Annotated in this window: 20 protein-coding genes; 13 read left to right on the forward strand and 7 right to left on the reverse strand. The window is 64.0% G+C overall.

Annotated features, from left to right (window positions below):
• Positions 1–13: 13 nt before the first annotated feature.
• From WIMU1_RS14490 to malQ, 8 genes are all read left to right on the forward strand, one after another.
• A complete protein-coding gene (locus WIMU1_RS14490) occupies positions 14–1,252 on the forward strand; it encodes a fatty acid desaturase family protein (protein ID WP_062798195.1) in 1,239 nt (412 codons plus the stop codon).
• A 27-nt stretch (positions 1,253–1,279) separates the two neighbouring features.
• A complete protein-coding gene (locus tag WIMU1_RS14495) occupies positions 1,280–2,110 on the forward strand; it encodes an adenylate/guanylate cyclase domain-containing protein (protein WP_051406555.1) in 831 nt (276 codons plus the stop codon).
• A gap of 62 nt (positions 2,111–2,172) precedes the next feature.
• Positions 2,173–3,558: a bifunctional phosphatase PAP2/diacylglycerol kinase family protein gene (locus WIMU1_RS14500; protein ID WP_245969016.1), complete on the forward strand. Its 1,386-nt coding sequence runs from the start codon at positions 2,173–2,175 to the stop codon at positions 3,556–3,558.
• A gap of 360 nt (positions 3,559–3,918) precedes the next feature.
• Positions 3,919–4,308: a VOC family protein gene (locus WIMU1_RS14505; protein ID WP_062798199.1), complete on the forward strand. Its 390-nt coding sequence runs from the start codon at positions 3,919–3,921 to the stop codon at positions 4,306–4,308.
• Positions 4,309–4,367: 59 nt separating this feature from the next.
• Entirely contained in the window at positions 4,368–4,943 is a 576-nt protein-coding gene (locus WIMU1_RS14510; protein WP_062798200.1) for a (2Fe-2S)-binding protein, read from the forward strand.
• Complete coding sequence (locus WIMU1_RS14515; protein ID WP_062798202.1) at positions 4,940–5,938, forward strand: FAD binding domain-containing protein; 999 nt, start codon at positions 4,940–4,942, stop codon at positions 5,936–5,938. The genes WIMU1_RS14510 and WIMU1_RS14515 overlap by 4 nt, the downstream gene beginning before the upstream one ends.
• The gene (locus tag WIMU1_RS14520; protein ID WP_174548738.1) at positions 5,935–8,046 is read left to right on the forward strand and encodes a xanthine dehydrogenase family protein molybdopterin-binding subunit; all 2,112 of its coding nucleotides are present in this window, start codon (positions 5,935–5,937) and stop codon (positions 8,044–8,046) included. The genes WIMU1_RS14515 and WIMU1_RS14520 overlap by 4 nt, the downstream gene beginning before the upstream one ends.
• A 91-nt stretch (positions 8,047–8,137) precedes the next feature.
• Positions 8,138–10,258 carry a 4-alpha-glucanotransferase gene (gene malQ, locus WIMU1_RS14525; protein ID WP_062798615.1) on the forward strand — a complete coding sequence of 707 codons (2,121 nt, stop codon included), beginning with the start codon at positions 8,138–8,140 and terminating at the stop codon, positions 10,256–10,258.
• Positions 10,259–10,308: 50 nt separating this feature from the next.
• Here the strand turns inward: malQ and WIMU1_RS14530 are convergent, their stop codons facing one another.
• The 3 genes from WIMU1_RS14530 to WIMU1_RS14535 form a co-directional block, all read right to left on the reverse strand.
• On the reverse strand, positions 10,309–10,809 hold the full coding sequence (locus WIMU1_RS14530; RefSeq protein ID WP_062798617.1) for a hemerythrin domain-containing protein: 501 nt from the start codon (positions 10,807–10,809) through the stop codon (positions 10,309–10,311).
• Positions 10,810–11,110: 301 nt separating this feature from the next.
• The gene (locus WIMU1_RS26405; RefSeq protein WP_023959149.1) at positions 11,111–11,266 is read right to left on the reverse strand and encodes a hypothetical protein; all 156 of its coding nucleotides are present in this window, start codon (positions 11,264–11,266) and stop codon (positions 11,111–11,113) included.
• 28 nt (positions 11,267–11,294) lie between these two features.
• A complete protein-coding gene (locus WIMU1_RS14535; protein WP_023959147.1) occupies positions 11,295–12,005 on the reverse strand; it encodes a GAF and ANTAR domain-containing protein in 711 nt (236 codons plus the stop codon).
• 540 nt (positions 12,006–12,545) lie between these two features.
• On the opposite strand from WIMU1_RS14535, the gene WIMU1_RS14540 reads away from it, so the two are divergent.
• Positions 12,546–13,448: a manganese catalase gene (locus tag WIMU1_RS14540; RefSeq protein ID WP_062798205.1), complete on the forward strand. Its 903-nt coding sequence runs from the start codon at positions 12,546–12,548 to the stop codon at positions 13,446–13,448.
• Between the two features lie 36 nt (positions 13,449–13,484).
• Here the strand turns inward: WIMU1_RS14540 and WIMU1_RS14545 are convergent, their stop codons facing one another.
• The 4 genes from WIMU1_RS14545 to WIMU1_RS14560 all read right to left on the reverse strand — a co-directional run bounded on the left by WIMU1_RS14545 (position 13,485) and on the right by WIMU1_RS14560 (position 16,924).
• Complete coding sequence (locus WIMU1_RS14545; RefSeq protein ID WP_084248294.1) at positions 13,485–14,975, reverse strand: UDP-N-acetylmuramoyl-L-alanyl-D-glutamate--2,6-diaminopimelate ligase; 1,491 nt, start codon at positions 14,973–14,975, stop codon at positions 13,485–13,487.
• 93 nt (positions 14,976–15,068) lie between these two features.
• Positions 15,069–15,749 carry a hypothetical protein gene (locus WIMU1_RS14550; protein ID WP_062798207.1) on the reverse strand — a complete coding sequence of 227 codons (681 nt, stop codon included), beginning with the start codon at positions 15,747–15,749 and terminating at the stop codon, positions 15,069–15,071.
• A gap of 33 nt (positions 15,750–15,782) precedes the next feature.
• Complete coding sequence (locus WIMU1_RS14555) at positions 15,783–16,340, reverse strand: CsbD family protein (RefSeq protein ID WP_023959137.1); 558 nt, start codon at positions 16,338–16,340, stop codon at positions 15,783–15,785.
• A gap of 146 nt (positions 16,341–16,486) precedes the next feature.
• Positions 16,487–16,924 (reverse strand): hypothetical protein, encoded by a 438-nt coding sequence (locus tag WIMU1_RS14560; protein ID WP_062798209.1) that lies wholly within the window; start codon positions 16,922–16,924, stop codon positions 16,487–16,489.
• A gap of 184 nt (positions 16,925–17,108) precedes the next feature.
• Between WIMU1_RS14560 and WIMU1_RS14565 the strand changes: the two genes are divergently transcribed.
• The 4 genes from WIMU1_RS14565 (at position 17,109) to WIMU1_RS14580 (ending at position 21,936) form a co-directional block, all read left to right on the forward strand.
• Positions 17,109–18,164 (forward strand): LysR family transcriptional regulator, encoded by a 1,056-nt coding sequence (locus tag WIMU1_RS14565; RefSeq protein ID WP_084248257.1) that lies wholly within the window; start codon positions 17,109–17,111, stop codon positions 18,162–18,164.
• Positions 18,165–18,247: 83 nt separating this feature from the next.
• The gene (locus tag WIMU1_RS14570; protein WP_062798211.1) at positions 18,248–19,930 is read left to right on the forward strand and encodes an AMP-dependent synthetase/ligase; all 1,683 of its coding nucleotides are present in this window, start codon (positions 18,248–18,250) and stop codon (positions 19,928–19,930) included.
• Between the two features lie 168 nt (positions 19,931–20,098).
• The gene (locus WIMU1_RS14575; protein WP_062798213.1) at positions 20,099–21,334 is read left to right on the forward strand and encodes an NAD(P)/FAD-dependent oxidoreductase; all 1,236 of its coding nucleotides are present in this window, start codon (positions 20,099–20,101) and stop codon (positions 21,332–21,334) included.
• Positions 21,331–21,936 (forward strand): SGNH/GDSL hydrolase family protein, encoded by a 606-nt coding sequence (locus WIMU1_RS14580; RefSeq protein ID WP_062798215.1) that lies wholly within the window; start codon positions 21,331–21,333, stop codon positions 21,934–21,936. Before WIMU1_RS14575 ends, WIMU1_RS14580 begins: the two co-directional genes overlap by 4 nt.
• Positions 21,937–21,942: the final 6 nt, after the last annotated feature.

A 21,942-nucleotide genomic window follows, 5' to 3' on the forward strand; every position in this document is an offset into this window, starting at 1 on the left:
AGGTATCCCACCAGTGGCGATCACCGATATCGACCGATATGCACACCTGACAGAAGCCGACGTCGACGCGCTGGGCGCGGAGTTGGACGCCATCCGGCGAGACATCGAGGAGTCTCGCGGAGAGGCCGACGCTCGGTACATCCGTCGCGCGATCGCCATCCAGCGAGGACTGGCCGTCGGTGGGCGGGCAATGCTCTTCGCGAGCAACAAGAAGCCGGCGTGGGCCGCGGGCACCGTGATGCTCGGTTTGGCGAAGATCATCGAGAACATGGAACTCGGGCACAACGTGATGCACGGGCAGTGGGACTGGATGAACGACCCGGAAATCCACTCGTCATCGTGGGAATGGGACACCACCTGCCCGAGCAGTCAGTGGAAGCACTCACACAACTTCATCCATCACAAGTACACGAACATCGTGGGGATGGATGACGACGTGGGCTACGGGATCCTGCGGGTCACCCGTGACCAACCGTGGGAGTGGTGGAACATCGGAAACCCGGTGTACAACCTCGTTCTCGGCACATTTTTCGAATACGGTGTCGCGCTACACCATGTCGAGACCGAGAAGGTTCGCAAACGCGAGAAGAGCCTGCGCGAGGTGGGTCGTGACCTCCGGGTGATCGGACGCAAGGTCGGGAAACAAGCGGCCAAGGACTATCTGATCTTCCCGGCGTTGAGCGGACCGAACTGGAAACACACGATCGCGGCCAACGTCACCGCCAACTTCATCCGCAACTACTGGACCTACGCGGTCATCTTCTGTGGTCACTTCCCTGACGGGGCCGAGAAGTTCACCGTGCAGGAGTACGAAAACGAGGACCAGGCGCGGTGGTACCTGCGCCAGATGCTCGGGTCCGCCAACTTCAGGGCGGGAACCTTGATGCGATTCATGAGTGGCAATCTCAGTCACCAGATCGAGCACCACCTGTTCCCCGACCTCCCCAGCAATCGGTACGAAGAGATCGGCGTCCGGGTCCGCGAGCTCTGCGACAAATACGACCTGCCGTACACCACCGGGACCTTGTGGCACCAGTACATGCTGACCTTCCGGACCATCGCGAAACTTGCGCTGCCCAATGCTCTGCTGTCTGCCAGCGCGGACGACGCACCGGAAACGGCCTCGGAACTTCGCTTCAACATCCGCGAAGGCATGCAATCCGGATTCGCCTCCGATGCCCAGACAGGCTCTCGGCGCGGTCTGAGAACCGCTCTGCGTGAACTGCGCGAGTCAAAGGTGAAGGTGGCCTAGGACACCGGTGCACCTAGACTTCGAGCTGTGAGTAAGGCCAACCGCGGCAGCGACCGCCCTGAAGGGCAGCGACCCTCCTTGGGGCGGGTTGCTGACTTCTTGTCTCGCGCCGACAGCAACGACAACGTCCTCCGCGTCGCCCGTGCCGCACGCCGGGCGGTACCCGGCGCCAGCCCCGACGTGGACCCTGCTCGACTCAGGCACTCGGAACGAGTTGCCAGTCTGATCGCGCAGGCGCGCGGGGAGCGGGCCAGCGCAACCCGCGAGTTGGCACTGGCCGCCGTCGAGTCGTGGCAGGCGATCGTGACCCGCCGCCGCAGCGGGAAACCACGATCCGATGGCCCGGTCACCATCCTGTTCACCGATCTTGTCGGATTCTCGACGTGGGCGCTGGGCGCGGGTGACGATGCGGTGCTCGAACTCCTGCGTCAGGTCAACGACGCCAGCGCGACAGTCATCAAGCGGCGGGGCGGCATCGTCACAAAGCACCTCGGTGACGGTCTGATGGCGGTGTTCGCCGACGGTGCCGAGGCGATCGAAGCCGCACATGAGGCGGGCCTTGCCGTCAGCGCCATCACGTTGGACGGATATCGCCCGGCGTTGCGCGCCGGTCTGCACACCGGCGAGCCACGCCACGTCGGTGACGACTACTTGGGCGTCGACGTGAACATCGCCGCCCGCGTCGCCGACGCGGCGTCCGGCGGCGAGGTGCTCGCCACCGAGGCAACACTCGCAGCAACCGACCAGTCCAAGTACATCAAGCGGCGCAGACGGTTTCGGGCAAAGGGAACACCAAAAGATTTGGTGGTGTACGAAGTCCTGCCCAGGTACGACGACTCGGCCGACCTCTCGCGTTGACCGCCTGAGTACGCAACCGGCGAAAACATTGCGATTGCCCCACAGCGCCATAGACTCCGAGGGTGCTCTCACCCAAAGACGCAAGGCGTACGGTGATCGCCCCCAGTTGGTCTGACACCGCTCTGCGACAGCTCACTGTGGCGGCCAACCACGGCAAGTTGTGGATGACCATCGCGGTGGTGATGTCGCTGATCGGAAAACGACAGAGGCGGGCAGGTCTGCGCGGCCTCGGCTCACTTGCCGGCGCCAGCCTGGTGTCCAACACTGTTCTCAAGCCGCTGATCGGGCGGCGTAGGCCGACGTTGGACCCCGCCCATCCGCATCCGCTGGTTCGGATGCCGTGGACGTCGTCGTTTCCCAGCGGACACAGCGCTTCGGCCGCAGCGTTCGCCGTCGGCGCAGCACTCGAGCGCCCCCGGACCGCTGCCGTGCTGTTCCCGCTGGCAGCCGCGGTCGGGTACTCGCGTGTGCATGTCGGCGTCCACTACCCGAGTGACGTGATCGCCGGGGCGGCCATCGGTGGCGGTATCGCCCTGGCCGGTCAGCGTTTGTGGCCGGCGGTCCCCACCACAGCTGCGCAGACGGGTCCCGGGTCAGCTCCTGCGCTCCCGCGAGGTGCGGGACTGACCGTTGTCCTCAATTCGGAATCCGGGTCATCAGCCGGTGCCGACACTCGCATCCTCGCTCTCTTACCTGATGCGAAAATCGTCCACTGGGATCCCGATTACCCACTTGACGAACAGATTTCAGGCGACTCCCGGGCGCTGGGAGTGGCCGGGGGAGACGGAACGGCCGCCACCGTGGCGCAGATCGCCATCGACAGAGATCTCCCTCTCGCGGTGTTTCCGGCCGGCACCCTGAACCATTTTGCTCGCGCGCTGAGCCTCGAGACGTACGCCGATACCGCAAGGGCAGTGGTCGCCGGCTCGGCAGGCACTGTCGATGTCGGACGAATCAATGGCTGCCTTTTCCTGAACACCGCGGGCCTGGGTGGATATCCGGAGATGGTGCGGCTTCGTGAGCGGTTGGAGCGCCGGATCGGCAAATGGCCCGCCGCCGCCGTGGCCTTGTTTCGGGCATTACGCGGCCACAAACCGCTTGATCTCGTCATCAACGGCAAGCGCCGTTCGGTCTGGGCGATCTTCATCGGCAACGGGGAATACCGACCCCGCGGACTCACCCCGTCGAATCGATCGAGCCTTGCCGACGGCGTCCTCGACGTCCAATACCTGCGAGCCGACCGCCGTCTCGGGCGGACGACTGCCATCGCCGCATCGCTGTTCGGCACGGTCGAGCGGGCTCGGGTGCTCGGCGCGATCCAAGCCGATCATCTGGTGATCGAGTCCCACACGGGACCGATCCTCACCGCCCACGACGGCGAGGTCACCGGACCGGTCGACCACATCGATCTGGACCTGGATCCGCTGGCGCTCACCGTCTACCGCTGACCGGGCTCGACGTACGGACCCGACGGTCCGATCAGCCGTTCAGATGATCGTCGGACCCGGGGAAGGATCGGGATTCGGCGGCTGCGGCGAGGGAGACGGCACCGGGTCCGGCGTCGGAAGCGGGGGTTCTGGCGAAGGCACCGGGGGTGTGGGCGGCTCGGTCCCCGGTTCGGGAATCGGTCGGTCCGGGGCGGGAATCGGTTGTCCCATGGTCGGACTCCTCAGGGTTGTTCGATCAGGTCGGACGAACACAACGTTGCTTCGCCCGTTTGTCTCACCCTTCCATCAATACCAGCCCCGTCCATCGCCATCGGGGTATGCACCATTCGGGGAACCGGTACGGTCCGATAGACATATCCCATGGAGGTACTCAGCGGTCGAGTCATCGTGCAGCCGTCCGACCCCGAAGCGGCTGTCCGCTTCTACCGGGATCAGCTGGGTCTGGCAATCGCACGGGAGTACCCCGGCGGCGTCGTCTTTCACGCGGGTAGCGCCCTCATCGAAGTCGCGGCACACATGAGTGGAGGCGACAAACCGCCACCGGGCTGCGTCCTGTGGTTGCAGGTCCGCGACATCGCCGGCACGAGGTCGGAGTTGGAAGGTCGGGGCGTTGCGATCCTCCGCGAAGCGCGCACCGAGCCGTGGGGGCTGGTGGAGATGCACATCGCCGACCCGGACGGACTGAAGATCATCATCGTCGAGGTACCCGCAGACCACCCGTTGAGACGGGATACGCGCGCCGACAAATGAGGTAGCCAGCACCATTAGAGAACTGTTTATGCCCAGTTGCGCGTGGGTAGACCACCCCAATGGACGACCAGCCCTCATCGTGCCATCATTCCTCCGACACCTCGCTCGAAACGATCACCCTGAACGTCAACGGCCGCGATCTCGACGTGCAATGCGATTCGCGCTCAACACTTTTGGATGCACTACGCGACAACCTCTCCCTGACGGGCTCGAAGAAGGGTTGCGATCGTGGTCAATGCGGAGCCTGTACGGTTCTGATCGATGAGCGCCGGGTGGTGAGCTGCCTGATCTTTGCCGTGGCGGCACAGAACCGTCGCATCACCACCATTGAAGGCATCGCCGACCTCGAGTCCGGAAACGATCTACAGCAGGCGTTTGTCGACCACGACGGCTTCCAGTGCGGCTACTGCACTCCCGGGCAGATCTGCTCGGCCGTCGGCATGCTCGACGAAGCCAAACGCGGGTGGCCCAGCGCGGTGACACCGACGTCCGGCGTGGGCGATGGCGTGCTCGACGACGACGAGATCCGCGAGCGGTTGAGCGGCAACATCTGCCGGTGTGGCGCCTACGTCAACATCCTGGCCGCTGTGCGCTCCGTCGCCGGAGACGTTGTCGCCGAACAGGACGCATCATGAGAACCTTCGAGTACACAGCGCCTCAGAACACAGATGAGGCGATGCTGCGTCTCGGGTCCGATCCCGGGGCACGAATACTCGCCGGTGGCACCAACCTCGTCGACCTCATGAAACTGGGTGTTGTCGCGCCGACCACCTTGGTCGACATCGGGGGACTCGCACTCGACGACGTGACCATCACCGAGACCGGAGCACTCCGTATCGGCGCCAACGTTCCCAACAGTGATCTCGCTGCCCACCCGCTCGTACGGTCGCGGTATCCGGTGCTGTCGCAGGCGCTGCTGGCCGGCGCGTCGGGACAACTCCGCAACATGGCGACCACCGGGGGCAACCTGTTCCAGCGCACCCGGTGCCCCTATTTCATGGACCCGGGAAAGGCGTGTAACAAACGAGAACCGGGTACGGGCTGTTCGGCCGTCAACGGCCTCAACCGCGACATGGCGATCCTGGGTGCGTCCGACAAGTGCGTTGCGACGCATCCCTCGGACATGGCCGTGGCAATGGCGGTCCTGGAGCCGCATCTCGATGTACTCGGTCCGGCCGGGCCGCGCTCGGTTCCCTTCGACGACCTCTACCGGCTGCCGGGCGAGCAGCCACAGCTGGACACGACCTTGGATCGAGACGACCTGGTCACCTCGCTGACCATCCCGGACAACCCGGCCGCGCAATTCTCGACCTATCGCAAAGTCCGCGATCGCGCCTCGTTCGCGTTCGCGCTCGTGTCGGTTGCCGCAATTCTCGACGTCGAGGATGGGGTTGTCACCGACGTGCGGATCGCGCTGGGCGGAGTGGCGCACAAGCCCTGGCGCGCTCGGCGAGCGGAGGAGGAGCTGCGGGGGACGGCCGTCGGCCGCGCCGAGTTCGCCCGCGCTGTGGATTCCGAGCTCTCCGACGCGAAACCATTGTCTTCCAACGGCTTCAAGATCCCGCTGGTGCGCGCTGTGGTGACCCAGGCCTTGATGGGTCTGGTCGATGAGCAGGAGGCATCGCGATGACCTCACTCGGAACCGCGCACGCTCGGATAGAAGCCCAGGACAAGGTGGGGGGCACGGCGCACTACACCGCCGACCGCGTGCCACCTGGTCAGCAGGTCGTCCACTGCGTGCACGTCGGCGCGCAGATCAACCTCGGCCGGGTGACAGGCGTGGACGATGGCGCCGCCATGCAGATGCCGGGGGTGTTGGGCGTGATGTGGCATGGGAACGCTCCGCGGCTGGGTGAATCGGAGGACGCCGAGCTCCATGTACTGCAGGGACCGGACGTGCACTACCGAGGGCAGATCGTGGCGGCAGTCATCGCGATTTCCGTCGAGCAGGCGCGCGCTGCCGCCGAGTCGCTCGACATCGACTACGAGCAGGCCGAGGGTTTCGACAACGTCCTGCACGCCACCCACCCGGCGCGGTACACACCCGAAGAGGTCAATGCGGGATTCCCTGCCGAGGCACGCCGCGGGGATCCCGAGGGAGCCATCGCAAAAGCCGACCATGTGGTCGACAACTGGTACTCCACCCCCGCGATGCACAACGCACCGATGGAGCCGCACGCCACCATTGCGAGCTGGGAACAGACCGACGACGGAGAGACCCTGACCGTCTGGGACTCGACGCAGGCGCCTTCGGGTGTGCAGGGCGACCTGGCGACCCTGTTCGATGTCGAGTCCGACAACGTCCGCGTCGTCGCCGAGCATGTCGGGGGAGGGTTCGGCGGCAAGGGGAGCACCAGGCCCAACGCCGTTCTCGCTGCCATGGCCGCCAGGTTCGTCGGCCGGCCGGTCCGGGTTGTGCTTCCCCGATCGGCGACGTTTGCCTTCGTCGGCTACCGGACGCCCACGTTCTCCCGGGTCGCACTCGGCGCCGATGGGGAAGGCAACCTCGAGGTCGTCGTTCATGACAGCGTGCAGCAGACATCGAAGATCGTCGAGTTCGTCGAACAGACCGCCGAGGCTACGCGCCACATCTACGACACCGAGCACATCAAGACCACCCACGAAGTGGCAGCACTGGACGTGTCGACCCCGCGGTGGATGCGCGCACCCGGCGAATCCCCCGGTATCTACGCGCTCGAGTCGGCGGTGGACGAACTCGCTCATGAACTGGGGCTCGACCCGATCGACCTGCGCACCCGCAACGAACCCGACGTCGATCCGGCGACGGGGACCGCTTTCAGTTCCCGGAACGTGGTGTCGGTGTTACGACAAGGCGCGGACCAATTCGGCTGGGAGCTGCGTGATCCCACACCCGGCAGCATTCGGCGGGGACGCACACTGGTGGGGATGGGTGTGGCACTGGCGTCATATCCGACGATGACCTCGCCGAGTACGGCACTGGCGGTCGCTCAACCTGATGGCAGTTTCGACGTGTCAGTGGCCGCGTCGGACATCGGGACCGGCGCTCGCACCGTGCTGACCCAGATCGCTGCAGACGCACTCCAAGTGCAGGCGGACAGGGTGCGACTTCACCTGGGGGACAGTGCACTCCCGAAGGCGCCGGGCGCCGGCGGGTCGGCGGGCACGTCGTCATGGGGATTCGCTGTCCACAAGGCGTGTGAAGGCCTGCGCGACAACATCGGGAGCGGGCCGGTCGACCGCCCCGTCGAGCACTTCGCCGACACCACCGCCGACGTCGAAGCCGCCTCGGATCTCCATCGTGAAGCGTTCGGTGCGCACTTCGCGGAGGTCGCGGTCGACGTGGACACCGGCGAGGTGACGGTTGATCGCATGCTCGGCGTGTTCGCGGTCGGCAAGGTCCTGAACCCACGTCTGGCCCGCTCCCAACTCATCGGCGGAATGACCTTCGGCCTGGGGATGGCTCTGATGGAAGAAGGACATCCGGACGCGCAATACGGCGGATTCGGGAACGAGAACCTCGCGGACTACCACGTGCCGTCGCACGCAGATGTGCGAGACATCGAGGCCGTCTGGATCGAGGAGGTGGACGACAACATCAATCCCATGGGCAGCAAGGGCATCGGCGAGATCGGCAACGTCGGTTCGGCGGCCGCCATCGCCAACGCCGTCTTCAATGCAACAGGGGTACGCGTGCGGGACCTGCCCGTGCGCCCGGACAAGATTGTGGAGCAACTTGACCCGCGATACCGCGACTGAAGCGAACACCGTCGGCAGCGACCAGGACACGACTGCTGAGGGCACCCCGGTGGGCGAGCGGGGACCTGTGAAACCTGGCAGCATCGGCGCGGTGGGTTACGCCGAGCAGTTGAGAACTCTGGCCGATCGCTGTGGCGTTGCCACGTCGTATGAGGGCTGGGACAAAGAACGCCGCGACGTCAGCGACGACACACTGCGGCATATCCTGACCGCCCTGGGTGTGGCGTCGGGCACGGAGAGCGAGATCCGTCGATCCCTTAAGGATCTCGATGAAGCACCGTGGCGTCAGATCCTGCCGCCTGTGGTCGTCATGGTCGAAGACGAGGTTGTCCCTGTTCCCGTCCACGTGCCCCACGGAGACCCGGTCTCGGTGTGGGTGGTCACCGAGGATGGCGAGCGACTCGACGCTCCACAGCTGGACATCTGGGTGGATCCGAGGGAAATCGACGGCGAAATGATCGGCCGCGCAACGTTTGCCGTGCCGAATGGGTTGCCGACCGGGTGGCACACCCTGCACGCAGAGGTGGGCACCGGCACGCTGGCGCAGACCACGCTCGCGGTGACGCCCAAGCGTCTGACAACGGCCGAGAAGCTGGGACCCCAGCAACGGTGGGGCCTGACGACGCAGCTGTACTCGGTGCGGTCCGAACGGTCGTGGGGAATCGGGGATCTGTCCGATTTGGCCGACATCGCTTACATCGCAGGTTCTGTGCACGGCGCGGACTTCGTCTTGGCCAATCCACTGCACGCTGCACAACCGCAGCCCCCGCTCGAGACGTCCCCGTATCTGCCGACAACCCGGCGGTTCGTCAATCCCATCTACATCAGGGTGGAGGACATCCAGGAAGCAGCGCGCCTCCCCGATGCCGAGTATCAAGCCATGCGGCAGTTCGCCGACAAGTACTCACGGTGGAACCGAGACGCCGGCAAGATCCGCCGCAATTCTGTGTACCGATCCAAACTCGAAGTGCTGGAGACCATTCACGCAGTGCCGCTGAGCCCGCGCAGACGTGGCGAGTTCGACCGCTACCTCGAGGAGGAAGGCGAAGGCCTCCTCGGTTTCGCCACATGGTGCGCGCTCATCGAGAAATACGGTGCCGACAGTCCGAAATGGCGTAAGTCGCTGAGGGATCCGGCACGGGTTGCCGAGCTCCGCGAAAAACTGACCGACCGGATATCCTTCTACAGTTGGCTGCAATGGATCTGTGACGAGCAACTCGCCACCGCACAGACAACGGCGGTAGCGGCCGGTATGGACATCGGCATCATCCACGACCTCGCGGTGGGAGTTCAGCACGGCGGCGCCGACGTCTGGGCACTCGGAGACGCTCTGACGCCTCGTGTGTCGGTTGGCGCCCCGCCTGACGCGTTCAATCAGCAGGGCCAGCTGTGGAACCAACCGCCTTGGCACCCATGGAAGTTGGCGGAACAAGGCTACCTCCCGTTCCGCGACATGCTCCGAACAGTCCTGCGACGTGCCGGGGGTTTGCGCATCGACCACATCCTGGGTTTGTTCCGGCTGTGGTGGATTCCCGAAGGCGAGTCGCCGGCAGCAGGTGCGTACGTGCACTACGACTACGAGGCCCTCATCGGAGTTCTCGTTCTCGAAGCCGAACGGGCCGGAGCGGTGGTGATCGGCGAAGATCTCGGTGTGTTCGAACCGATTGTGCAGGACTACCTGAGTGAGCGTGGCGTCCTCGGCACATCCATTCTCTGGTTCGAACACGGTCCGGATGCACCCGTTCCCCCTGAGGAGTACCGGCGTCTGTGCCTGACCTCGGTCACCACGCACGACCTGCCGCCGACCGCTGGATATCTCGCAGCAGAACACATCAGGCTGCGGTCCGAACTCGGCCTGCTGGAACAGGACGAGGCGACCGAGCGAGCAAACGATGCCCGCGACCGTGAGGCCATCCTCGACGTCGCCAGAGAGCGGGGGTTGCTGCCAACCGATGCAGATGAGGAGCAGACGGTGGCTGCCCTGCACTCGCTCATCACACGCAGCCCGTCTCTGCTGCTCGGTGTCGCACTCACCGATGCGGTCGGTGAGCGACGCATCCAGAACCAGCCGGGCACCGACTCGAGCCAGTACGCGAACTGGTCGGTTCCGCTGGCCGACGGGGACGGCAAGGCGGTGCTGGTGGATGACTTGGCAGAGCACCCGCGTTTCACCCGTCTCGTGCGGTCCCTGCGCCACACTGCCGCCGACTGAACAGGCGCCGGCCACCGACTCGTCGGTCGGTGGCCGGAGCCGTTGGCGCGTTACTTGATGACGGCGTCGATCGTCTTCTTGAGAGCCGAAGGCTGCGCCGGACTACGCGGTGCCTTCTTCTTGAGCTCGAGCAGATGCTCGCCCAGCTCCTGGAGTTCCTTGCGCCCCAATGCCTCTCGGACCTTGGGAAACCACTCTGATTCCTCTTCGTCGATGTGGTGCTCGACGTTCTCGATCAGTACGGTTGTCTTGGCATCGAACCGCTCGCTGTCGGGGCTCAGGGCGGCGAGTTCCATCACCAACACGTCCGCGACGTGGTGCTCCTCGTAGGACTCGAGGATGTCGTCTTCGACATCAGGCACGCGCTTGCGCACATCGGAGTACATGCCCTCGTTCTCGATGTACGTGTGAACGGTGAGGGCCTCGATGATCTTGTTGACGATGTCGCCCTTCTTCTTTGTCGCGCCCTCACCGGCAGCGCGGAATTCTCGGAAGAGCTTCTTGATGTCTTTGTGGTCCTGCTTGAGAATGACGATCGCATCTGTGGACATGATCACTCCAGTTGTTGGTCGACGTGGCACGCCGTCCACGGGGCTGCGTGAACGACGTATCGATGAGCGCCCGAAAGCGCTTACTGCACTGGGTCTGCCACGGCACAGCCGAGTCTTCTTCCCGGTGTCCGCCGCCTGAGCTTAGCCGTCGCCGGGCACCGTTTGAGTGGTCTTCGCGATCACCCACCCGGCCAATCCACGCGGACGGAACAGGGCACTGCCCAAGCGCGGCAACAGCAATCGTGGCGGTTGTAGCGGATGTCAGCCACTCGGCTTCCTGGACCCGCCGCGCGTATGAGGGTCAGTCGTCGTTGTCTTCGCCGTCGCGATGGACCAGTTCGGGAGTCACCTCGCGCGTTGCCATGCCGCCCGAGCCACCCTCGTCGACAGGCCCGGGTCGTCCACCCTTGGGCTCCTCGACTTTGCTTTCTTCCGGCTTCTTCTTGTTGTCGGTCATTGTTCGATCCTATGTGTGGGCGTCGGCTTCACTGCTTCGGCGGATGGTCTTTGTGGACCAGATCAGCTGCCAATCGGGCAAGGGGAGTGTTGGTGTCCTGCGACAATTTGCGGAGCAATTCGAAAGCTCGCACGGCATCGATGTCGAAACGCTCCATGATCATGCCCTTTGCCTGGCCGATGATGTCGCGACTGGCCAGAGCGCTCATGAACTGCGAACCTCGTTCGGTCGCTGCCCACGCCACCGCGGCATGTGCTGCATAGACCTGGCCGATTTCCTCGGATTCTTCGGTGAACGCGAGCGGGGCGCGCGAGTAGAGCGTCAACGAACCCAGCGTCTCGCTGTGTGTGTACAGCCGGAAAGACATGAGCGACCGAAAGGGAGTGAGCGCGACCGCGTCTGCCGCGTAGGCCGGCCAGCGAGTCTCAGAAGTGAGGTCGTTGACCCGGACGACGGGCTGGTCCCAGGCGGCGACCAGGCACGGCCCCTGTCCGTGCTTGATCTGAATATCGTTGTGCAACTCGGCAATCGGGTCCGTAGCTACCTGAGTGGTCAAGGTATCCCGGTTGGTTGTGACAGTGATGCCGGCATACTCCGCACCGGGCACGTTCGACACCGCACCCTCGGCGACGTTTGCCAGCACGGCCTGCAGATCACGTTGTTCGCTGGCGTGAAGTTGCCGGGCCAACTCCGCAATGGCCGCATGGACACTCCGTGCGCCGTCAGTTTGGTTGGTCATGGTCGCCTCCTTGGGCCATCTGGCCGTCGAGCAGGTGTTTGTTGTACGTCTTCGATCTCTGTCGCCCCGCCGCAGACGGCCCGGTCTGCCGATTCGGCATCGAGCCGTCACCGCCAAACCCCGGAGATTGCAGATGGTTAGTCGGACTTGATGTTTCGCTCGAAGCAGGCATCCGCACCGTCTCCCGGGCACCACGCGCGGGCAAGCAACGCCAGGTTTAGACCATGCTCACGATCACTTCACCGTACCGCCGCCGACTCGAAGTAGTCGCATTCTCGGTGTCGGAGATCGGCTGGTTTGACTGCATCTGAAGCCGGGTATCGAGATTGCAGCGGTTGTTCATGTTCGGTTGCGAAGCAGACGGCCGCCAGGTGGTGTTCGACGCAACCCGGAGTCGAGAAACGAGCATGGCCGGGCATCGCCGCAAGGTCGGGTTCACCAGACGCCTCATGCGTTGTGTCGGGGTCGGTACTTCGGTATCGACCCGTGAGACCTGTGCCTTGCAATCAGGAACCCCAGATTCCGATTGAAAGAGGACTCATGTTCAAACACACCGATTACCTGCAATTCGACGTCAAACCAGAGAAGCCGGACCCGGTCTATGCCCACAAACTGCAGGAACTCATCGGCGGCGCGTTCGGTGAGATGACAGTGACCATGCAGTATCTCTTCCAGGGCTGGAACTGTCGCATGGAAGGCAAGTACAAAGACCTCATCATGGACATCGCCACCGAGGAGATCGGCCACGTCGAGATGTTGGCGGTCATGGTCGCGCGCCTTCTCGAAGGCGCGCCGGCCACGGAGTCCAGCAAGGCCGCCGGCGGTGATCCCGTTGTCGCTGCTGTGATGGGCGGAATGGACCCGCAGCAGGCCATAGTCGCCGGCGGCGGAGCACTTCCCGCCGACAGCAACGGTTACCCCTGGAACGGCCGCTACGTGATCGCGAGCGGCAACCTGCTCGCCGACTTCCGTGCCAATGTCACTGCGGAGTCGCAGGGTCGACTGCAGACAGCACGCCTGTACAACATGACTGACGACCCAGGTGTGAAGGCCATGCTCAAGTTCAATCTGGCCCGCGACACACACCATCAGAACCTCTGGCTGGCGGCGATCGAGGAACTGCAGGCTGATGGCCTGGCCAGCGTGGTTGCTCCTGACGCGCTCCTCGATGAAGAGTATGCAGAGCACGCCACCGACATCTGGCATCTGTCCGATGGAGAGTTCTCGTCGACCGGGGGATGGGCGAATCGCACTGCCCCCGACGGTATTCATCAGATGGGCTTCCTCGCAGATCCCCAGCCACTCGGAAACAAGGCCTCCGCTCCGCCGCCGGATCCGAAACTGTATGCGACCTACGACGGTTCGAAGGGCACGCCGCAGAATGCTCAGCTCGGTACCGAGAAGGGCGTCATGGGCAAGCTGAAGGACGCAATCCCGGACTGATCAAGGGGTCGTCTGTCTCGGCAGCTGCCGGCCGGTTCATCCGGCCGGCAGCTGTGTGCTCGATCGGTGCCGACGCAGAATTGCCTCGCGCACCACCGCTCGGTCATCGAAGGGTTGACTTCTCTCACCAGCGACGAGGATGGGGGAGTGACCACGCCCGGCCACCACAACGACGTCGCCTTTCTCCGCGAGACCAATGGCAAGCTCGATTGCTGCGGCGCGACCGGGTTGTTCGACGACATGGGCGTCCCTGGCTGCCCGGGCACCGGCGACCACGGGCGAGCGCAGCTCAGCAGGGTCTTCCGAATGGGGACTCTCGTCGGTGACCACCACGATGTCTGCCATGCTGCCGGCGGTGAAGCCGAGCGGGAACCGTTTGCCGGGATCTCGGTCACCGGTCGCCCCGATCACTGCGATGACCCGCCGCGACGTCAAGGACCGAAGGAATGGAAAAACGGTCCGCTGGCCTGCGGCGTTGTGCATGTAGTCGACGAACGCCAGGAACGGCTGTCCCGCATCGACGGGTTCGAGCCGACCCGGTATGCCGCTGAGTGCCTCGACTCCGCGAATCGCGGAGACGATGTCGTTCCCGGTGGCCGCGACCGCCGCGATCGCCGCCAACGCATTGTCCGCCTGTGCAGATCCCAGCAGCTGCAGATTCACCGCGAAGCGGCCGTAGGGGCTGTGCAGGGTGAAGGAGGTTCCGCGCGCGTGGGCTCGCACCTCCGCCGCGAAGAAATCGGCTGATGGATCGGCAGTGGACACACTGACCATCTCGATAGCGATCTGGGCGGCGAGTCGACTGCCGTACGCGTCGTCGATGTTGATCACACCCAACCGGCACCGCTCGGCGCGAAAGAGTGAAGCCTTGACCCTGAAGTACTCGTCCATGTTCGGATGGAAGTCGAGATGGTCCGGGGAGAGGTTGGTGAAGACGCCGGCACGCAGGTATGTGCCATCAACCCTGCCATACGCCAACCCGTGACTCGAGGCCTCGAACGCCACCGCGTCTACGCCTTGGTCACGAAACGATGCGAGCGTCTCCTGCAATGACGGCGCTTCGGGGGTGGTTCGGAGCCCGGGACAGTTGGTCTGCGGACCTCGGACGACAACTCCCGTGATGAGCCCGGTGGTGCGATGGCCCCCGGTGAGTGCGGCATCGAGCAGGTAGGCAACCGACGTCTTACCGTTCGTGCCGGTTACGCCGTAGACGTCCATGTCCCGCGACGGGTTCCCGTAGACAGCCGAGGCGAGTGGACCGAGCACCGCCCGCGGTCTGTCCACCACCAGCGCGGGCAGTATCGATGTGGGCACATCGCTGACCACCGCGACGGCCCCTCGTCTGACGGCTTCGCCGACGAAGTCCATTCCGTGGAATCGGTCACCGGGCAACGCCACATAGATGTCGCCCGGCCGTACCTGCCTCGAATCGACACAGACGCCAGAGGCGAGAAGCTCTGGCGTCAGTGGGTCGTCGTCGATATTCACGGGCACATGAAGGAATTCCGCCACGTCCCCGATCGTCATGTAATTGTGAGTGTGCCGGCCATTGCGGCCGGGTTCGGGCTCACGCGCCTCGATCATCTACTCGGTGACCTGCACCGTGAGCCCGGACCGCACTCAGTTCTTGTTGTTGGCGCGCTCGGCCTGCCGCTTCGACTTCTCGGCGTCGGCCAATTCCTCGACTCGATCAGCCTGCGCACGCTTGCTCTCGGCGTCATCACGCTTGGCGGCGGCGTCCTGCGCCTTCGCCTTCGCAGCTGAGGTCGCCTTGTCTTCGGCGGCCTTGATCTTGGCTTGCTCATCGCGTTTTGCGGACTCGGCTGCCTGCTTGCGCTTGGCGGCCAGCTCGTCGGCCTGTTGTTTCGCCTTGGCAGTTCTTTCCTCGGCGGCCGCTTCTGCGGCCTGCTTGCGCTCGGCGGCTGTTTGCTCGGCCTCTTCAATCTCGCGCTGCTTGTTCTCGCGGGCCTGCTTCTGCTCGTCGATCGCGTTGTCGCGCTTGGCCTTCAGCTCGGCGTCGGCCTGCTGACGCTTGCGCGTCGCCTCTTCTTCGAGCTGCGCCGCCCGACCCAGCTTTTCGCTGCGCTCAGTCAGGGCCGAACCGCGCTTCTCGATGGCCGGATCACCGAGCAGACCGCCGACCGTGGAATCGAGCACTCCGAGCGAACGCTCGTAGAGCAGGCGTGCGGGTGCTTCGGAGTCGAGCCGTGAGAAGACTCGGTCCTCGATCAACTGCAACGGGAATCGGGCGATCTTGTACTGCACGCGTAGTACTGCGAACGGAACTTGGATGACGTTCATGGTTGTACTCCTGGGTCTGATGAGCGCGTTGCTCTAAGAAAGGTCTGCCTGATCGGTGAGGCTGTCGGCCTGACGGCGGATTCGATCGGCCTCTGCCTGTGCGTCAGATGCCTCCTTGACCGACTCCTGATGCTCATCGGCCGCCTCGACCACATCATCGGCAGCATCGGCGAGCTCGGCGCGCTCCTCGGCCCTTGCCTGCTGCTCCTTGGCACGGGCGTCGAGCTCGGCCTGGGTCTGCTCGACCGCCACCTTCTTTTGCTCCTGCTGTTCTGCAGCACGCTTCTGAGACTGCTGTGCCTCTTGAGCAGCGCGCTCCGCTGCCGCCGTCTCCGCGCTCACCTCGATGCGCTCTTCGGCGCTCTCGGCCCGGGCTTTCTGGGCCTGAGCCCGCGCCTGCTCGGCCTCGGCATCCGCAACGGCCTCGACGCTGTTGGCTTCTTTGCGTTCCTGGGCCTGGGTCTGCTCGAGTTGGCCTTCGGCAGTCAGCGAGTCGTTGCCGGTCACGGCACCGGCAACCTCTTTGGCCTTGCCCTTGACCGAGTCGAAGAGGCCCTTGCGGGCCTGGTCGGCCTTGCTGTCCTCATTCATCTGAAAAGACTCCTTCTGGTGACATCTAGTCGAGTACTCGGTGTGAGTCTCGGTGGGTGTCTGCGGACAAGTGGTTCCCCGCGCCGGGCTGTTTGAACCGGATATGGCCCGCCATTGTGACCGGGACCACAGAATGGTTGCGCTGGTCAGGGCTTCTCTTCGTGGTGGCGCCGGCCGTGGGTGCGCCGACGCTGCTTCATCTCCGCCTCGAACACATGTCGGACACCGCCTTGCAGTTCATCCCTGATCTGTTGGTCGTGCTGTCGGAACGGCGACCAGTAGTTGTCGTCGAAGTCTTCGACGATCTGGAAGGTCCACCTGTCTTCGATCACATTCCGGCCGACCATGTCTTCCTGCAGTCGGTCGGCCTGCTCATGGTGGCCGGCGTCGCGTAGTGCTTCGACCGCCTCACCGAGCAGGAGGTCGGCGTGACCCATGAGCTGATGGAAGGAGTAAAGGTGCCCACGCGCACGATCGGCGCATTCGAGAGCTTCGGACACTTTGCCGACGGCCGACACGGTTGCATCGGTGACCCCTTCGGGCCGGCGCTGATCAAGGGGTGCGGATTCACTATTTTTCGACACGTGCGATCTGTACCCAGGTGCGAACGAAATATCCCACGCAGCTGCCGCCGCAGGTGACCGGGCACACACTGATCTCAGGTCCCGCGTCGGCTTGGTTCCTTCGACACCGAGGGGGCACCTGACGTTTCACCGTGGGTCACCCGGCCTCGCTAGTCTTCCGAGCGAGTCCAGGTAAGGGGGCGCAATGGATTTTCGACATCTCAAGTCATTCATCACCCTCGCTGAAGAATTGCATTTCGGCCGGGCCGCCGCACGTCTGCATCTGTCACAGCCGTCGCTCAGTGCACAACTGCAGAAGCTGGAGAAGTCACTGGGTGTCACGCTGGTGGTCCGCACCTCACACGAGGTCCAGTTGACGTCGTCGGGTGTCGAGTTCGCCAAGCAAGCCAGAGTGGTGGTCGCACAGATGGAAAAGGCTGTCGATGTCGCGAAGTCGACAGCCGCCGGCCAGGTCGGATCCCTGAATATCGGTTACAACTTCCCGGCGAGCAGACACGTCCTGCCCGCGGCGTTGACCAGGCTCAACGAGCGGCACCCGAGGATGGCGGTGTCTTTGTGGGAAAAGCGCACGGGACCACAACTCGGCGGGCTCCAGGACGGTTCGCTCGACGTCGCCCTGGTCTATGGTCGGCCGCAGCTGCCGGGATTGCGGGCCAGGTTGCTGTTGTCCAAGGTTCCCATCGTGGCCGTGGTCGGTCGCTCGCATCCGTGGGCCGGCCGGTCCAGCGTGCAATGCGCGGAGCTGGCCGCCGAACGATGCGTGCTGTTCGCCCGCGAACAGTGCCCCGCGATGTATGACGTGATAGTCGCGGCAGCGACCGAGGCAGGGGTCTCACTGACGATCGCGCAGACCTCGGACGACCCGAGCGGGACAGCGCACATGGTTGCGGTGAAACCGTATGTCGCATTCGCATCGCTGTCGCGGGCGGCGGCAGTGGGTATGGGCACCGCGGGTGCGTCCTCCGTGGCGGTCAAACTCATCGACCCGATTCCCACCATCGACCTGTACATGGTGTGGTCGGCTTCCACGGTGAACAGCGCGGTGGATGCCTTCGTCGAATGCGTCGACGAGATATGTGACGAAGACGAAACAGCCAGGCGCGCCGGTACGTTGGCAGCTCAGTCACAGAACAATCATCCAGATGTGAAGTCGCAGAACGTGTTGTCCAGGACCTCGTCGTCGCGGGTTCCGGCACAATCTCCGGCCGGCCCGGGCCACCGGATTGCTGTCGTTCACTGACTGCCATAGGCAAAACCTCTGGCACGGTCGGAAAGTGACGCTCGTACTGCCCTGCCGGAAGGCCACGAACAACCATTGTTCTCATGAAGCAGATATCGCACGGCGGTACCGGCCTTGACCTCCTGGCCGACGAGAGCCTGTACGACCGGGTTCGAAAAGTGTTCGGAAGCAATTCTTTACGGCAGATACTTGTCGCGGGTGCGGACGGAACCGCACTGTCCGGCGCCCAGGCCGACGACGAGGTGCGCCAGCGTGCTGGGATCCTTTCCGAGCGTGGTGTGCGCCGGGGTGATCGGGTCGCGATCCTGTCGACAACCAGCCTCGACTGGGTGCTGACCGACCTTGCTGTTCTCGCGCTCGGAGCCGTGGTGGTTCCGGTGTACCCGACCTCGTCCGCCCAGCAGATCGCGCACATTCTGGCCGATTCAGGGGCGGTACTGGGCATTGCCGACACCGACACGGAAAGTGATCGACTCGTCGAAGGGGGAGTACCGGCGATCACATTCGACGATCTGATCGACGCGTCGGCGGCCGCACTCGACATCGAGGACACCTTGGCAGCGTGTGTGGCCGACGACGTGGCGATGATCGTATACACGAGCGGCACAACGGGTCCCGCAAAGGGCTGTGTCATCTCCCACCGCAACATGTTCGCAGCGGCGTCGAACACCGTGCTGCGAACCGGTGACATGTTCGTCGATCCAACCGCGGTGACAGCTCTGGCTTTGCCACTGTCGCACGTGTTCGGTCAGACGATCTTGTTCGCCGGTTTGCTGGGCGGCACCAAGACCCACTTCATCAGCAGCATCCCGGAGCTGATCCCGCAACTTCCGTCGATCTCACCGAGCTTTCTCGCCCTGGTGCCTTACGCACTGGAGAAGATCCGCAAGATCGCCCGGCAGGGCCTCACCCCGGCAGACGAGGCCGAAGCGATCGCGCGTGGTCACACGGCGTTGACGTCGACCGAACTCGAAGCCACCGAACCCGTTGCCGGATTGCTCGGCGGTCGCCTGACCAACGTGATCTCGGGTGGTGCATCGCTCGATGCGACGACAGTTGCGTTCTATGCGGGGTTCGGTGTGCGACTCCTCAACTGCTACGGCATGACAGAGACCGCCACCGCAGTGACGGTCAACGAGCCCATGACCAACCGGGTCGGCACTGTGGGACGCCCTATTCCGGGGACGACGGTCGCGATCGCCAACGACGGCGAAGTGCTTGTAGGAGGAGCCAACGTCAGTCGCGGGTACTGGGGCGCGGCCGCGGACAAGACCGCCGTGGACGCGGAGGGATGGCTCCACACCGGCGACATCGGAGAGCTGGACGCCGACGGGTACCTCGTCATCACGGGCCGCAAGAAGGAGATCCTGGTGACCAGCGGGGGAAAGAACGTCGCCCCCACACCACTCGAGGACAGGATCCGCCTGCACCCGCTGGTGAGCAATTGCATCGTCATCGGCGACGGCCGACCATTTGTCACCGCACTGGTGACGCTGGATCAGGCCCAGTACGCCCGCTGGCGGAAAGAAACGACGGACGCCACCGACGACCTCACGGATACACGGTTGACCCGCGCTGTGCAGCAGGCGATCGACGATGCCAACAGCCTGGTGTCGCGTGCCGAGTCCATTCGCGAGTTCCGAATCGTCGAAGGTGACTTCACGGTGCAGGAAGGCCTTTTGACCTCATCGTTGAAACTCAAGCGCAGCAACATCATCGACACACACCGGCATCTTGTCGATGAGCTGTACGCAATCCGGGTGTAACCAGTCCGTAGCAGCATGAACGCGCGATGAATTCTGAAAGCTGTTAGCTGGCAATAGCTTACGTCGATAGACCGATGAGACTACGCATGACGGCCTGGAGCCCTCATCCGTTCCGCAGAAGACTGAAGTCATCACACATCAGATCGCACTGATCGCAGGGAGAATCGCATGTACGACGTAATCGTGGTCGGCACCCGGGTTTCGGGATCGTCGGTGGCAATGCTGTTGGCACGCAGTGGGCTCAAGGTACTCGCGGTCGACGGGGCAACATTCCCGAGCGACACGGTCTCCACCCATTACATCCACCAGGCCGGGCTGTCCCGACTGCAGGATTGGGGATTGCTCGACCGGGTGATCGCCAGCGGCTGCCCGCCCATTCGGCACCTGAACTTCTCTTACACCGACATCGCACTGAGCGGAATGGCAGACCCGATCGACGGAATCGATGCCGTGTACTGCCCTCGCCGGACTGTGCTCGACTCCATTCTCGTCGACGCCGCACGCGAAGCCGGCGCCGAGATGATCGAGGGATTCACTGTGCGCGACCTGATCTTCGAAGGTGATCAGGTGGTGGGTATCCGCGGCAGCCGCGCCGGTGGATCCACCGAAGAGTTCAGAGCCGCCTTCGTGGTCGGAGCCGACGGCGCGAACTCCACTGTGGCCAAGCGTGTCGACGCCCAGAAGTACGACCAATCGGCCGGCGCATGCTTCGTCTACTACTCGTACTACTCCGGCCTCGACTGGGGCATGCAACATCGCACCGGCTTCGGGGAACAGCAGTTCGCCGCATGGCCGACGAACGACGATCTCTACCTTGTTGCCGTGATGCGCAAGCGCGACCGTCTCAAGGAGTTCCGTAAGGACCCCGATACGAACATCCAGGAGATCGTGGACGCCATCGACCCGAAGTACGGAGAGAGCCTCCGTGACAACGGCACCCGGGTGGAGCGGTTGCGGCCGATGACCTACCCGGACAACTACCGCCGTACCTCTTTCGGCCCGGGGTGGGCCTTGGTGGGCGACGCCGGCTATCACAAGGACCCGTTCACGGGCTGGGGCATCACCGACGCCTTCAAGTACGGCGAGATGCTCGCGCATCGCCTGGTGGAAGGCCTGGGCGGCCAGCGCCCGTTGTACGACGCCCTCGCCTCCTACCAAGCCGACCGGGACGCCCAGAGTGCCGGGACGTACGAACTCACCAAGAGCATCTCGGAGCTCTCCTTGACCCCGTACTACGACTCGGTCTTCCGGGCTGCGAGCAAGAGCCCTGAGTACACGACGAAGTTCTTCGGTCTCATCGCCGGTGGATACCCGGGTGAAGAGTTCTTCGCTCCTGACAATCTCGCAGAGTTGTACGCGACCGTCGATCTGCCGGTCGGCGATCGGCACCTGGTCCAGGCATGAGCGGCTACGGGCTATGTGCCATCGGCGACAGTTTCGTCGAAGGCCGGGGTGATGAGAATGCCGGTGGCGGCTTCCGCGGATGGGTTCCGCGACTTGCCGGCCAACTCGGCCTCCGCTCGGCCAAGGTCTGCAACCTCGGCGCGCACGGCGCCACCAGCTCCGTTGTGGTCAGCGACCAACTAGAGCGGGCAGTCAGTGCGCGGGCACCGTTGACCGGAGTCATCGTGGGTGTCAACGATCTTGTCAGCGACTTCGATCGAAATCGTTTCAGCGACAATGTGAGCACCATCTTCGAGACATTGAGCGCTGTATCACCGACCGTGTTCACGGCCACCTACCCCGATATCCCGGCTCGTCTGCCGGTTCCCGCATCGTTCGCCGATCTGCTCCGCGAACGCTTCCAGTACGCGAACACCGTACTGGCCGACGTGTGCGACCGGACCGGAACAGTACTGCTCGACATCGCTGCCGACCGGCAGTGGGCGCGCAGTGACCTCTGGTCGGCAGACGGATTGCACCCCAATGCGCTGGGACACAGTACTTTTGCGCAATCCATCGCGGCAACCATCGCACGGCGTGCGGACACGGACCTCGCGGCCTGACCCGAT

This window comes from Williamsia muralis NBRC 105860 (genome assembly GCF_001598915.1).
Lineage (GTDB): Bacteria > Actinomycetota > Actinomycetes > Mycobacteriales > Mycobacteriaceae > Williamsia > Williamsia muralis.